Raw genomic sequence first — 12,513 nt, forward strand, 5'->3', positions numbered from 1 at the left:
TCGCACCCCAGCCGCCAGCGTCAAACAGATCGATAGCCGTTCGCACTGTCGGGTAGCTCAGCCCCGTCATCGTGACGATCTGCATGATCTTGGTGCCTTGTCTGTACAGCCTCACGACCTGTTTGCGCCGTTCGTGAAGTTGCTCCAGTGTCTGACTTCTTGCGCTTTCTTTTTCCATGACACTCTGATCGCGAAAATCAGACAAAGTTCAGACTTTAACGGGCCTTATCTATAGGTAGCGGCTTTCTTGCTCGTTCACCGCAGCCACACAGGCCATGCGGGTGCTGCCGATCTGGCCGAAGCCGATGCGCGAGCCGTCCACCGTGACCGACCCGAAGAAGCGGTTGCACGATCCCTGGCCCGCCACACGCCCCGCTTCAGGAAAGGCCAGCGTGGCCTGTGCTCGGTCGAGCACACCGCGCCCGCCCAGGTCTTCCAGCTGCCAGATGGTGCCCCACAGCGGGGGCGCGCTGGCTGCCGGCGCCGGTGGCACCGCGCAGGCGGTGAGCGACCACAGCAGCGGCAGTGTGATGCAGGCCAGCAGGTGGCCTGCTGCGGGTTTCGAAGGGCTAAAAGTGAACAGCATGGCTTGGCTCCGGGTGTGCGGGCGGTGGGTTGGTAAGGCCTTCAGCGCGGGGCGGCGTACCGAGGCAAAATCAGCAGCCAATGTATACGCCTATGTGGATCGACACCCATTGCCATCTGGACGCTCCCGAATTTGGCGTTGACCACGCACTGGCACGCACGCTGCGCCAGCGCGCTGCGGGCCAGGGTGTGGGGCTGTGCGTCATTCCGGCGGTGGAACGCGCCAACTTTGACACCGTGCGCCAGCTGGCCCACCAACTGGGCGACGCCTATGCGCTGGGTATTCACCCGCTGTTTGTGCCGCAGGCCCAAGAAGCCGATGTGCAAGCGCTGGACGCTGCCCTGAGCCAGCACCACGACGACCCGCGCCTGGTGGCGGTGGGTGAAATCGGGCTGGACTTCTTTGTGCCCGCGCTGTGTGAGAGCGCGATGCGCGAGCGCCAAACCTGGTTTTACCGCGAGCAGCTCAAGCTGGCCCGAAAGCACGGCCTGCCGGTGATCTTGCATGTGCGGCGCAGTGCCGACGCTTTGCTCAAGCACCTGCGCGAAGTGCCCACCGGGGGCGGCATCGCCCATGCTTTTAACGGCAGTGAGCAACAAGCCCAGGCGTTTCAGGGGCTGAGGTTCAAGCTGGGCTTTGGCGGGGCGCTCACGTTTGAGCCGGCCCACCGCTTGCGCCGCCTGGCCAGCACGCTGCCGCTGACAGCGCTGGTGCTGGAAACCGACGCGCCCGACATACCGCCGCACTGGCTGTACGCCACGGCCGCCGAGCGCTTGAATGGGCGCGTGCAGGGCATCAATTCACCTGCAGAGCTGCCGCGCATTGCCGCTGTGGTGGCGGGTTTGCGTGGCATACCTTTGCACGATCTGGCGCAGGCCACCACGGCCAACGCCCTGCAGGCGCTGCCCCGGCTGGCGGGTCTGCTGCCGCACGGTGTGGCATGAGCGCAGCGCCGGGCCGTTCCCAAGCAAGCTCGCACCGCAGCCCGCCGGGCGAAGGTGCACCAGCTTGCCGCCTGCAAGGCCTGGCCCCGGTGCTGGGGCCGCGCACGCGGCTGCTGGTGCTGGGCAGTTTTCCCAGCGTGGCGTCTTTGCGGGCGCAGCAGTATTACGGCCACCCGCAAAACCATTTCTGGAAAATTTTGGGTGCTTTGTGGGCGCTGCCGCTGATGCAGATGCCTTACCCCGAACGCCTGGCTGCGCTGCACGCCCACGGCCTGGGCTTGTGGGACGTGTACGGCGCCTGCGAGCGCGAGGGCAGCTTGGACGCCGACATTCGCGCCGCCGAACTCAATGACTTCGCCTCGGTGCTGCGGCAGTGTCCGCTGCTGGAAGCCATTGCACACAACGGCGGTGAGAGCTACCGGCACGCCAAGCACACGTCGGCGCTCGGGTTACCGGTTCACAAGTTGCCGTCCACCAGCCCGGCGAATGCGAGCTGGTCGTTTGACCGCAAGCTGGCGGCTTGGGCTGAGGTGATGCGGCGGTATGGGATGGCTTCGTAGGGCTGTGTAAGACCTCGCTGGCTTGCTGCGGCGGTACGCTCTGCGCCGCTCGTGTCCCCCGGGCCTGCGGCCCTCCTCCTTTACCTTGCTGTGCAGAACGCACCGCCGCAGCAAGCTGGATGCGTTTGGGCATTCTTGCACCATGCAGGCCCGAACCACAAGCCCAAAAGAAAAGCCGCCCGGGGCTTACATCGGGCGGCTTTGGTAGATCCAGGTCAGCGAATCACACAGTGCGATGTGCCATCGGTGTTTCAGGTACGGGATATCCAGCCGCGCCAAAAGTCGAAACGATGGCCTTGTGCGTGTCGAAGTACACCTGCCAGTAGTGGTCGGTGTGGGTGTAAGGGCGCACGCAGAGCTTGGGGCCTTCCGGGGTGAATTCCAGAATCTCGATGTCGGGCGCCGGGCTTTCTTTCACGTTCGGGATGGCCGCGATCACAGGGCGCAGGCGGGCGATGGCGTCCATCACGTCCACACTGTTGGCCACTTTGGCCACGCAGTCGACCCGGCGAAAAGGCTCGGCGCTGAAGTTCTGGATGTTGTCGCCAAACACCTTGTTGTTGCCCACCACGGTCAGCACGTTGTCGGGCGTGAGCACGGTGGTGGCAAACAGGCCGAGCTCTTTCACCGTGCCCAGCGTGCCGCCAGCGTTGATGAAGTCGCCCACTTTGTAGGGCCGCAACACCTGCAGGAAGATGCCGGCGGCAAAGTTGCCCAGCATGCCGCTCCAGGCCGCACCAATGGCCAGGCCGGCGCCGGCCAGCAAGGCGGCAAACGAGGTGGTCTTGATACCAAAGATGTCCAGGATGGCCAGCACCAAAATGAGCGTCAGGCCCACCGAGATGATGGACTTGAGGTACTGAATGAGCGTGGCGTCGATCTTTTTACCGCGCTCCATGCCCCGGCCAATGAGGCTCACGGCCATGCCGATGAGCCAGCGGCCCACGATCCAGGCGGCAATGGCGCCGAGTATCTTCAGGCCAAACTCGGCCCCTTGGGTGGACAGAAATGTCCAGATGGCTTCCATGTTCATAATGATTCCTTTCGCAGATCACAGACAAAAATGCAGTATTCACCCGCCACCGCCCGTTTAGCCGCCCCATGGCGCCACATGCCTGCCGTGGCTGTGGCATTGTTCCCCGGACTGTTGTGTACGGGTTGCGGAGCCTGCGCATGAAGGCCGGTGCCAACGCCGCCGCCCGCAAGCGCACCGGCCAGCAAACCTTGCCCGATGTGACGATTTCTGAAGACAGCGAGGTGCGCTTTTTGCACCTGGGCACCGAATGGATCCAGGGCTCCATGCTGCTCGAAGCGCCGTTTGACATTGAGCTGGACTATGTGCAGCGCATGGTGGCCTGGCTGCTGTTTGTGGCGCCCGAGTCGGTGAGCAAGCGCCGCGCCATGCAGCTGGGCCTGGGCTCAGCGGCGCTGACCAAGTTTCACTTCAAGAAACTGCGCATGGACACCACCGCCATCGAGATCAACCCCCAGGTGCTGGCTGTTTGCCGCACCTGGTTCAAGCTGCCTGATGACGGCCCGCGCCTGCGCGTGGTGCTGGCCGACGCCGGCCAGGAAATACGAAACCCCGCACACACCGGTCGCATCGACGCCCTGCAGGTGGACCTGTACGACCACGAAGCCGCCGCCCCGGTGCTGGACAGCCCCGACTTTTATGTGGACTGCCGCTCGGTGCTGAGCGACGACGGCGTGATGACGGTGAACCTGTTTGGCCGAGACACGAGTTACGAGCGCTCGTTGCAAAGCATTTGCGCCGCTTTTGGTGAAGATGCGGTGTGGGCCTTCAAGCCCACGCGCGAGGGCAACACCATTGTGCTGGCCCAGCGCACCGCCACCCGGCCCACCCGCATGGAGCTGCTGGCGCGCGCTGAGGCGGTGCAAGAGCGCTGGGGCTTGCCGGCGGTGAAGTGGCTGAAGATTTTTAAACCTGTTTCTTAAAAAAAGCCGCATGAAAAACGCCAAGCCCGCTGCCCCCATGGACGCTGGCCCGCTCGACTGGCGCACGCTGGTGGGTTGGTTGCGTGACGACGGTGTGATTGCCGCGCCAGAGGCCGAGCGCACCATTGCCCGCTGCGCTTCGGCGCACAGCGCGCAGCACCCGCTGCAGCGCCTGGCGGTGGTGGGCATGGCGCGGGCGGCCGACGGCCATGTGCTCGACGCAGAGCTGCTAACCGAGTGGCTGGCCAAGCGCTGCGGCCTGACCTACATGCGCATCGACCCGCTGAAAGTGGATGTGGGCAAGGTGGCCGACGTGATGAGCGCTGCTTACGCCGAGCGCCACAAGGTGCTGCCGGTGCAGGTGAGCCCGACCGAGGTGGTGGTGGCCACGGCCGAGCCGTTCATCCGCGACTGGGTGCCCGAGGTGGAGCGCCAGACCCGCAAGACGGTGCGCCTGGTGCTGGCCAGCCCCATGGCCATCACGCGGTACACGGCCGAGTTTTTTGCGCTGGCCAAGTCGGTGCGTGCGGCCAACAAAGGCGGCGGCTCGGGCGGCTTTGGCAGCTTTGAACAACTGGTGGAACTGGGCAAGGCCAACAAGCAGCTCGACGCCAACGACCAGGGCGTGGTGCAGGTGGTGGACTGGCTGTGGCAATACGCCTTTGACCAGCGCGCCAGCGACATCCACCTGGAGCCGCGGCGCGAGCAGGGCGTGATCCGCTTCCGCATCGACGGCGTGCTGCACCCGGTCTATCAGATGCCCATGGGCGTGATGAACGCGATGATTGCGCGCATCAAGCTGCTGGGGCGCATGGACGTGGTGGAAAAGCGCCGCCCGCAAGACGGCCGCATCAAGACGCTCAGGCCGGGTGTGGGCGCTGCGCGCGGTGACGAGGTGGAAATGCGCCTATCGACCCTGCCCACCGCCTTTGGTGAAAAGCTGGTGATGCGCATTTTTGACCCCGAAGCCACGGTGAAAGACCTGAGCGCGCTGGGCTTTGCGCCGCACGACGCTTTGCGCTGGGAAGGCCTGACCAAACGCCCGCACGGCATCGTGCTGGTGACCGGCCCCACTGGCTCGGGCAAAACCACCACGCTCTACGCCACGCTCAAGCGCCTGGCCACCGAAGAGGTGAATGTGAGCACGGTGGAAGACCCGATCGAAATGATCGAACCCGCCTTCAACCAGACCCAGGTGCAGACCCACCTGGACCTGGACTTTGCCCAGGGGCTGCGCGCCCTGATGCGGCAAGACCCGGACATCATCATGGTGGGCGAAATACGCGACCTGCCCACGGCCGAAATGGCGGTGCAGGCTGCGCTCACCGGCCATTTGGTGTTCACCACGCTGCACACCAACGATGCCCCCTCGGCCATCATGCGGCTGATGGAGCTGGGCATACCGCCTTATCTGATCAACGCCACCGTGCTCGGTGTGCTGGCGCAGCGCCTGGTGCGCACCCTGTGCCCGGCCTGCCGCACGCGCGAGGACGAGGCCACCACCGCCACGTCGAGCCAGGCGCTGGCCGAGCTGGTGAAGCCCTGGAAGGTGAGCGGCAGCTACCGGCCCTACCAGCCGGTGGGCTGCGTGGACTGCCGCATGACCGGGTTTCGCGGACGCATGGGGCTTTACGAATTGTTGGTGGTCACCGACGCGTTCAAAGACAAAGTGAGCCGCGAGCCGCAACTGGAGAGCCTGCGCAAGCAGGCCGTGACCGATGGCATGCGCCCGTTGCGCCTGGCCGGGGCCGCGCGGGTGGCCGAAGGGCTCACCACGTTGGATGAGGTGCTGGCCACCACACCGCCGGTGAGCTGAGTCTGTTGCGCCAGGCGCTCGCCGCTTGGGCGGATGGCCTTTTGATGGTTTGATATTCAGCAAGCGCTTATATTTGCAGTTTCCCCTGTCGTTGCAACCCGAGCCCGCATGATCCCCATCAAAACCGAGTCCGCCTGGCGCGGCACCGCCGACTGCCGCAACTGCGGCATCCGCGACATGGTGCTGTTTGCCGACCTGCGCGAAGAAGACTTTTCCCTGATCCACGCGCCCATTGACGACCTGGAATTTGCCGCCGGCCAGCCGCTGGTGCGCATGGGTGAAACCGCCACCTCGCTTTACACGCTGCGCGTGGGGGTGATCAAGCTGGTGCGCAACACGGTGGACGGGCGCCAGCGCATCGTGCGTGTGCTGCGTTCGGGCGACGTGGTGGGCCTGGAAGCGCTCATGGGCCCCACCTACGACTCGGACGCCATTGCGCTCACCCCTATCAAGGTGTGCCGCCTGCCGCTGCAGGTGATCCAGCGCCTGAACCGCGAAACCCCGCGCCTGCACCAGCGCCTGCTGGAAAAATGGCACCGCAGCCTGAAAGAAGCCGACGACTGGCTGGCCGACCTGAACTTTGGCAACGCCCGCCAGCGCGTGGCAGGGCTCATTTTGAAAATGCGCGCTGAAGACGACCCAACCGTGTGCCACCTGTTTTCTCGCGAAGACATGGGCGCCATGCTCGACCTGAAGCTCGAAACCGTGAGCCGCACGCTGTCGGCGTTTGAGCGCGAAGGGCTCATAGAGCCGCTGGACAAACACGGCCGCGTGTACCGCGTGGTGGACGCCGAGCGGCTGTCGGCACCCAAGGCTTGAGAGGCTGCGCCGTACCGCCTCTGAGCGACAGGCGGGCCGGCGGCATGTGCCGATAATCGGTGCAATGCCTTCCACCTCTGCGCGTCCCGTGCCCCACCTTGCCACCGGCTTGCTGCTCGCCAGCGCCGGGTCCATTGCTTTTTCGGGCAAGGCCATCATCGTCAAGCTGGCCTACCGCCATGGGGTGGACGCGGTCACGCTCATCATGTACCGCATGTTGTTTGCGCTGCCGTTGTTTCTGGCGCTGGCCTGGTGGGCCACGTACCGGCAAGGGGGCGGGGGCAAAGCGGCGCTCACCCGCCAAGACTGGCTGGGTATTTTTGGGCTGGGGTTCACCGGCTACTACCTGGCCAGTTTTCTGGACTTCTGGGGCTTGCAATACATCAGCGCCAGCCTGGAGCGGCTGATTCTGTACCTCAACCCCACGCTGGTGCTGGTGCTGGGTTGGGTGGTCTACAAGCGCCGCATCACCCGCCTGCAAGCGCTGGCCATGGCGGTGAGCTACGCCGGCGTGCTGCTGGTGTTTGGCCACGAGGCCGACTTTGCTGGCCCCAACGCCGTGCTGGGTGCCGCGCTGGTGTTTGGCAGCGCCATCAGCTACGCCATGTACCTCGTGTACAGCGGCGAACTCGTCAAGCGCCTGGGCTCCATGCGGCTGGTCGGCCTGGCCACCAGCGTGGCCTGCGGTTTGTGCCTGCTGCAGTTTGTGCTGTTGCGCCCGCTGAGCGCGGCCCTGGTGGCACCCGAGGTGATCTGGCTGTCGGTGCTCAACGCCACGCTGTGCACGTTTGCGCCCGTCATCATGGTGATGATGGCCATTGAGCGCATTGGCGCCGGCCTGGCTGCGCAGACCGGCATGATCGGCCCCATGTCCACCATCGCCATGGGTGTGGTGATTCTGGGCGAGCCGTTCAACGGCTGGATTGTGGCGGGCACCGTGCTGGTGGTGTCGGGCGTGTTTTTGGTGACGCGCTTTGGCTCGGCCAGCGCGGCGAAATAGTTTTAATCAGGAGACCAACACATGGACTTGGGACTTGCAGGCAAATGGGCGCTGGTGTGCGGCGCCAGCAAAGGGCTGGGCCTGGGCTGCGCGCAGGCGCTGGCGGCCGAGGGCGCACACGTCGTCATGGTGGCCCGCCGGGCCGATGTGCTGGAGGCCTCAGCAGCCGCGCTGCGCGCCGCGTCGCCCGGTGTGCAGGTGATCGCTGTGGCCGCCGACATCACCACCGAAGCAGGCCGCGCGGCGGCGCTGGGCGTGGCCGGCGGCCCCGGCACGGCGTTTGACATCGTGGTGACCAACGCCGGTGGCCCGCCGCCCGGCGACTTTCGCAGCTGGGACCGCGACGCCTGGATCAAGGCGATCGACGCCAACATGCTCACCCCCATTGAACTCATCAAGGCCACGGTGGACGGCATGGCGCAGCGCGGTTTTGGCCGCATCGTCAACATCACCAGCAGCGCGGTGAAAGCGCCCATCGACATCTTGGGCCTGAGCAACGGTGCACGCAGTGGCCTGACGGGCTTTGTGGCCGGCGTGGCGCGCAGCGGCATTGCCGCGCAGGGCGTGACCATCAACAACCTGCTGCCCGGCAAGTTCGACACCGACCGCATCGCCACCACGATCCAGGCCGCAGCCGAAAAAACCGGCAAGAGCGTGGACGACATTCGCCTGGCCCAGCAGGCCCAGATCCCGGCCCGGCGCTTTGGCAACCCGCAAGAGTTTGGCGCCATCTGCGCGTTTTTGTGCAGCCAGCACGCGGCCTACATGACGGGGCAAAACGTGCTGGCCGATGGCGGGGCTTACGCGGGAACGTTTTGAATGGTCCCCCGGCGCGCCGCCGGGGGCTACCGCCGTGAGCTCACCACAATCCCACCCACGATCAGCGCAAACCCGGCCGCGTGGTACAGCCGGGGCATGTCGCCCAGCAGCATGGCCGACATGAGCGCGGCAAACAGCGGGGTGAGGTTGGTGAAGAAGCTGGCGATGGATGGCCCGACGCGGCCCACACCGGCGCCCCAGCAGCGGTAGGCCAGCAGCGACGGTCCGATGGCCACGAACAGCAGGGCGCTGGCCAGTGGCCAACCCCACTGTATGTGGCTTTGCCCCGCTGGCAGGGTGGGTAGCAGGCTCCATTCGGCCGCCACCATGGCGCTGGACCACACCACACCCATGGCCATTTGCGCGAGCAAAAAGGCGGCCCAGTCGGCCTTGATGGCGGCGGGTTCGGTGCCGGGTTTGGGCTTGGCCAGCAGCCAGCTGTACCAGGCCCAGACCAACGAGGCCAGCAGCATCCAGCCATCACCCGGCACCAGTTGCACCGCTTGCAGTTGCGCCAGTTCGCCCCGCGACAGCACCGTGGCCACCCCAGCCAGCGACAAGCCGGCGCCCAGCGCTGCACGGCGGGAAATGGACACGCCGTAAAACAGGCTGCCCAGCAGCAGCATCCACACCGGCGTGCTCGACGCCACCAGCGTCACGTTGAGCGGGGTCGAGGTTTTCAGCGCCATGTATTGCAGCGCGTTGTACAGCCCCACGCCCAGCAAGCCCAGCAGCGCAAAGCGCCGCCAGTGCTGCCACAGGGGGCTGCCGGGGCGCAGCACCCAGCCCGCCACGGGCAGCAAGATCAGCAGCGCCAGCGCCCAGCGCAGCAGGTTGAAGGTGATGGGCGGCAAGACGCCCTGCATCATCCGGCCCACCACGGCGTTGCCCGCCCACATGAGCGGTGGAATCACCAGCAGGGCGACGGTGGCGGGGGTGAGGCGTGCAGAGGCGGTGTGCGGCATGGCCTGCACTGTAACAACCGCGCCAAGCCCGACCCTGGCATGGGGCTGCGCGACTGTCGCGCAGGCGCGGGCGGCGTTTCGTGGCAGCATGTCGGTCCTGTTTCGTGCAGACTTTGGCTTTTCAGCCCCACAACAACGAGGAGACTCCCATGACCCAGACCAGTCGCGCCGTGCGCATCCACGCCCATGGCGGCCCCGAACAGCTTGTGATCGACACCGTGGACGTGGGCGAACCCGGCCCCGGCCAGGTGCGCATCCGCCACCACGCGATCGGCCTGAATTTCATTGACGTGTACCAGCGCACCGGCCTTTACCCCAACGCGATGCCCCTGGCACTGGGCATGGAGGGCGCGGGTGTGATCGAGGCGGTGGGCGAGGGCGTGACGCACCTGAAGGCCGGTGACCGTGCGGCCTACGCCGCCAACCCGCCCGGCAGCTATTGCGACGTGCGTGTGATGCCGGCCATGAACGTGTGCCAGCTGCCCGACGCAATTGATTTTGAGACCGGCGCAGCGATGATGCTCAAGGGCCTGACCGCGCAATATTTGCTTAAGCGCTGCAAGCCGGTGGAAGGCCTGGAGGCGGGTGACTTTGTGCTGTTTCATGCCGCTGCCGGCGGCGTGGGCCTGATCGCCTGCCAGTGGGCCAAGGCGCTGGGCTTGCGCTTGATCGGCACGGCGGGGTCTGACGAAAAATGCGCGCTGGCGCATGAGCACGGTGCCGAGTTCACCATCAACTACCGCACCGAAGACTTTGCGGCCCGGGTGAAAGAAATCACCGGTGGCAAGGGCGTCAAAGTGGTCTACGACTCGGTGGGCAAAGACACATTTGACAAGTCGCTCGACTGCCTGATGCCCTTTGGCCTGATGGTGAGCTTTGGCAACGCCAGTGGCCCGGTGGCGCCGTTTGCTCCTGGCATTCTCGGCCCCAAGGGTTCGATTTACGTGACGCGCCAGACGCTGTTCAGCCACATCACCAGCCGCGAACGCACGCAGGCCATGGCCGACGATTTGTTTGCTGTGGTGCAAAGCGGTGCGGTGAAGATCCGTATTGACCAGCGCTTTGCGCTGACCGATGTGCGCCAGGCCCATGAGAGCCTGGAAGCGCGGGCCACGACGGGCTGTACCGTGCTGCTGCCCTGACCGCTGGCGCCATGCCGAAAAAAAGAAAGCCACCCGAGGGAGGCTTTCTTTGTGTGGGTGACGGTCAGAAGCGGTAGCCCACGCCCACGGTGAAACCGTCGAGCTTTTGGTCTTTGCGGTCGTAGTAACTGGTGTAGTCGGCGTTGAGGTACACCGCCTTGTTGAGGTCGTAGCTCACGCCTGCACCGTAGGCCAGGCCCGAGTCGCTATCAGACACGCCATTGGCCTTCAGGCTGGTGCGCACCACGCCCAGGCGGCCATACACCTTCAGGGCGTCGGTCACGGGCGCCTGCACCTTGCCAAACACACCCACCATGTTGCCGACGCTGAGCTTGGTTCCCGATTCGGTATCCGAACGCGCGCCCGCACCCACCAGGCCTTCAACGGCAAAGTTGGGCGAAATTTCGTAACCCACAATGCCGCGGACCATGCCCGGGCTGGCCTTGAAGCCAGGTTCTTTGAAGTCGAGCGCGGTGTAGCCCAGTTCACCGTAAACGGATTGCGCCTGAGCGCCGACCGCCAACACGGCAAAGCCCAAAACAGCCGAAATTTTTGCGAAGCGGGTCATGAGACCTCCATTTGAGATTGAGGAAATGCGCCGGATGTCAGCACGGTTCCATCTTGGAGGCCTATGTTGGCTGGGGTGTATCGCTATCCATTCCGCTGTGTGAAGACTGTGTGCGTTTGTTGCCCGCGCCCCATGGCGGGCAACAAACGCTTACCTGGGCGGTTACTCAGGCGGGGACGGCCGCAGGTGCTACCTCGGCCAGCGCTCGTTCCAGGTGCTGCAGGGTGGCGGGCACGTCGTGCCATTTGTCCAGACCAAACAGACCGATGCGGAAGGTGCGGAAGTCGGCCGGTTCGTCGCACTGCAGTGGCACGCCGGCCGCGGTCTGCAGGCCAGCGGCCAGAAACTTCTTGCTGCTCTGGATGTCGGGGTCGGTGGTGTAGCTCACCACCACGCCGGGCGCCTGGAAACCCGCCGCTGAAACGCTGGGGAAGCCATGGCGTTCCAGCAAGCTGCGCACCTCGCGGCCCAGCGCCATTTGCTCCTGGCGCACGCGTTCAGTGCCATACGCCTCGGTTTCTTTCATGGTTTCGTGCAGGCGCACCAAAGCGTCGGTGGGCAGCGTGGTGTGGTACGCGTGGCCACCGCCTTCGTAGGTTTCCATGATCTGCAGCCACTTTTTCAGGTCCATGGCAAAGGTGGTGCTCTGGGTCGCGTCAATGGCTTGGCGCGCGCGCTCGCTCAGCATCACCATGGCGCAGCAAGGTGAGCTGCTCCAACCCTTTTGCGGGGCCGAAATGAGAATGTCCACGCCGGTGGCTTGCATGTCGACCCACATGGCACCCGAGGCGATGCAGTCCAGCACAAACAGGCCGCCCACGGCGTGCACCGCGTCGGCCACAGCGCTCAGGTAGTCGTCGGGCAAGATCATGCCTGCCGAGGTTTCCACATGGGGGGCAAACACCAGCGCCGGTTTCTCGGCAGCGATGGCCGCCTTTACTTCTTCGATGGGCGCAGGCGCCCAGGCGGCTTGTGTGCCCTCGCCGGTGCGACGGGCTTTCAGCACCGTGTGGCTGGCGGGGATGGAGCCCATGTCAAAAATCTGTGTCCAGCGGTAGCTGAACCAGCCATTGCGGATCACCATGACGTGTTTGCCGTGGGCAAACTGGCGCGCTACCGACTCCATGCCAAACGTGCCGCTGCCGGGCACCAGCACCGCCGAGTGGGCGCCGTACACGCGTTTGAGCATGGCCGATATGTCGGTCATCACGCCCTGAAAGCGCTTGGACATGTGGTTGAGTGCGCGGTCGGTGTAAACCACCGAAAACTCAAGCAGACCGTCGGGGTCGATGTGGGGCAGCAGTCCGGGCATGGGTGTCTCCTATGGGGCTTGTGGGT

The 12,513-nt window shown here is 65.1% G+C and carries 14 protein-coding genes; 8 read left to right on the top strand and 6 right to left on the bottom strand.

The genetic code is table 11. The features are described 5' to 3' along the window. The coding region (locus tag AC0GNR_RS04925) for a helix-turn-helix domain-containing protein (protein WP_472900050.1) at positions 1 to 178 on the bottom strand (178 nt) is incomplete at its 3' end. A 51-nt stretch (positions 179 to 229) separates the two neighbouring features. Continuing rightward, positions 230 to 586: an META domain-containing protein gene (locus AC0GNR_RS04930; protein WP_472899892.1), complete on the bottom strand. Its 357-nt coding sequence runs from the start codon at positions 584 to 586 to the stop codon at positions 230 to 232. Between the two features lie 92 nt (positions 587 to 678). Here AC0GNR_RS04930 and AC0GNR_RS04935 point away from each other — a divergent pair, with 92 nt between their 5' ends. Continuing rightward, positions 679 to 1,530 (top strand): TatD family hydrolase, encoded by an 852-nt coding sequence (locus AC0GNR_RS04935; RefSeq protein WP_472899893.1) that lies wholly within the window; start codon positions 679 to 681, stop codon positions 1,528 to 1,530. Then, the gene (locus tag AC0GNR_RS04940; protein ID WP_472899894.1) at positions 1,527 to 2,090 is read left to right on the top strand and encodes a DNA-deoxyinosine glycosylase; all 564 of its coding nucleotides are present in this window, start codon (positions 1,527 to 1,529) and stop codon (positions 2,088 to 2,090) included. Before AC0GNR_RS04935 ends, AC0GNR_RS04940 begins: the two co-directional genes overlap by 4 nt. A 223-nt stretch (positions 2,091 to 2,313) precedes the next feature. On the opposite strand, the gene AC0GNR_RS04945 is transcribed toward AC0GNR_RS04940, so the two are convergent. Continuing rightward, positions 2,314 to 3,123 (bottom strand): mechanosensitive ion channel family protein, encoded by an 810-nt coding sequence (locus AC0GNR_RS04945; RefSeq protein ID WP_472899895.1) that lies wholly within the window; start codon positions 3,121 to 3,123, stop codon positions 2,314 to 2,316. Positions 3,124 to 3,263: 140 nt separating this feature from the next. On the opposite strand from AC0GNR_RS04945, the gene AC0GNR_RS04950 reads away from it, so the two are divergent. The 5 genes from AC0GNR_RS04950 to AC0GNR_RS04970 all read left to right on the top strand — a co-directional run bounded on the left by AC0GNR_RS04950 (position 3,264) and on the right by AC0GNR_RS04970 (position 8,500). Beyond that, positions 3,264 to 4,046 carry a class I SAM-dependent methyltransferase gene (locus AC0GNR_RS04950; protein ID WP_472899896.1) on the top strand — a complete coding sequence of 261 codons (783 nt, stop codon included), beginning with the start codon at positions 3,264 to 3,266 and terminating at the stop codon, positions 4,044 to 4,046. A 10-nt stretch (positions 4,047 to 4,056) separates the two neighbouring features. Then, on the top strand, positions 4,057 to 5,862 hold the full coding sequence (gene tfpB, locus AC0GNR_RS04955; RefSeq protein WP_472899897.1) for a type IV pilus assembly ATPase TfpB: 1,806 nt from the start codon (positions 4,057 to 4,059) through the stop codon (positions 5,860 to 5,862). A gap of 108 nt (positions 5,863 to 5,970) precedes the next feature. Further along, positions 5,971 to 6,681, top strand: coding sequence for a Crp/Fnr family transcriptional regulator (locus AC0GNR_RS04960; protein ID WP_472899898.1), 711 nt, complete (start codon positions 5,971 to 5,973; stop codon positions 6,679 to 6,681). A 64-nt stretch (positions 6,682 to 6,745) separates the two neighbouring features. Beyond that, the gene (locus AC0GNR_RS04965) at positions 6,746 to 7,681 is read left to right on the top strand and encodes a DMT family transporter (protein ID WP_472899899.1); all 936 of its coding nucleotides are present in this window, start codon (positions 6,746 to 6,748) and stop codon (positions 7,679 to 7,681) included. 21 nt (positions 7,682 to 7,702) lie between these two features. Continuing rightward, positions 7,703 to 8,500 carry an SDR family oxidoreductase gene (locus tag AC0GNR_RS04970; protein ID WP_472899900.1) on the top strand — a complete coding sequence of 266 codons (798 nt, stop codon included), beginning with the start codon at positions 7,703 to 7,705 and terminating at the stop codon, positions 8,498 to 8,500. 26 nt (positions 8,501 to 8,526) lie between these two features. Here AC0GNR_RS04970 and AC0GNR_RS04975 read toward each other — a convergent pair whose 3' ends face one another. After that, on the bottom strand, positions 8,527 to 9,465 hold the full coding sequence (locus AC0GNR_RS04975) for a DMT family transporter (RefSeq protein ID WP_472899901.1): 939 nt from the start codon (positions 9,463 to 9,465) through the stop codon (positions 8,527 to 8,529). A gap of 149 nt (positions 9,466 to 9,614) precedes the next feature. Here AC0GNR_RS04975 and AC0GNR_RS04980 point away from each other — a divergent pair, with 149 nt between their 5' ends. Further along, entirely contained in the window at positions 9,615 to 10,607 is a 993-nt protein-coding gene (locus AC0GNR_RS04980; RefSeq protein WP_472899902.1) for a quinone oxidoreductase family protein, read from the top strand. 64 nt (positions 10,608 to 10,671) lie between these two features. On the opposite strand, the gene AC0GNR_RS04985 is transcribed toward AC0GNR_RS04980, so the two are convergent. Together AC0GNR_RS04985 and AC0GNR_RS04990 are read right to left on the bottom strand one after the other, a co-directional pair. Next, positions 10,672 to 11,175, bottom strand: coding sequence for a porin family protein (locus AC0GNR_RS04985; protein WP_472899903.1), 504 nt, complete (start codon positions 11,173 to 11,175; stop codon positions 10,672 to 10,674). Positions 11,176 to 11,341: 166 nt separating this feature from the next. After that, positions 11,342 to 12,487, bottom strand: coding sequence for an aminotransferase class V-fold PLP-dependent enzyme (locus AC0GNR_RS04990; RefSeq protein ID WP_472899904.1), 1,146 nt, complete (start codon positions 12,485 to 12,487; stop codon positions 11,342 to 11,344). Between the last annotated feature and the right edge of the window lie 26 nt (positions 12,488 to 12,513).

It is taken from the genome of Hydrogenophaga sp. LT287, assembly GCF_055702805.1.

What these genes read in the sequence shown, in the direction of transcription:
- tfpB (WP_472899897.1), top strand. Translation starts at nt 4,057, where the DNA reads ATGAAAAACGCCAAGCCCGCTGCCCCCATGGACGCTGGCCCGCTCGAC.
- AC0GNR_RS04980 (WP_472899902.1), top strand. Translation starts at nt 9,615, where the DNA reads ATGACCCAGACCAGTCGCGCCGTGCGCATCCACGCCCATGGCGGCCCC.
- AC0GNR_RS04940 (WP_472899894.1), top strand. Translation starts at nt 1,527, where the DNA reads ATGAGCGCAGCGCCGGGCCGTTCCCAAGCAAGCTCGCACCGCAGCCCG.
- AC0GNR_RS04970 (WP_472899900.1), top strand. Translation starts at nt 7,703, where the DNA reads ATGGACTTGGGACTTGCAGGCAAATGGGCGCTGGTGTGCGGCGCCAGC.
- AC0GNR_RS04960 (WP_472899898.1), top strand. Translation starts at nt 5,971, where the DNA reads ATGATCCCCATCAAAACCGAGTCCGCCTGGCGCGGCACCGCCGACTGC.
- AC0GNR_RS04975 (WP_472899901.1), bottom strand. Translation starts at nt 9,465, where the DNA reads ATGCCGCACACCGCCTCTGCACGCCTCACCCCCGCCACCGTCGCCCTG.
- AC0GNR_RS04990 (WP_472899904.1), bottom strand. Translation starts at nt 12,487, where the DNA reads ATGCCCGGACTGCTGCCCCACATCGACCCCGACGGTCTGCTTGAGTTT.
- AC0GNR_RS04985 (WP_472899903.1), bottom strand. Translation starts at nt 11,175, where the DNA reads ATGACCCGCTTCGCAAAAATTTCGGCTGTTTTGGGCTTTGCCGTGTTG.
- AC0GNR_RS04945 (WP_472899895.1), bottom strand. Translation starts at nt 3,123, where the DNA reads ATGAACATGGAAGCCATCTGGACATTTCTGTCCACCCAAGGGGCCGAG.
- AC0GNR_RS04965 (WP_472899899.1), top strand. Translation starts at nt 6,746, where the DNA reads ATGCCTTCCACCTCTGCGCGTCCCGTGCCCCACCTTGCCACCGGCTTG.
- AC0GNR_RS04935 (WP_472899893.1), top strand. Translation starts at nt 679, where the DNA reads ATGTGGATCGACACCCATTGCCATCTGGACGCTCCCGAATTTGGCGTT.
- AC0GNR_RS04950 (WP_472899896.1), top strand. Translation starts at nt 3,264, where the DNA reads ATGAAGGCCGGTGCCAACGCCGCCGCCCGCAAGCGCACCGGCCAGCAA.
- AC0GNR_RS04930 (WP_472899892.1), bottom strand. Translation starts at nt 586, where the DNA reads ATGCTGTTCACTTTTAGCCCTTCGAAACCCGCAGCAGGCCACCTGCTG.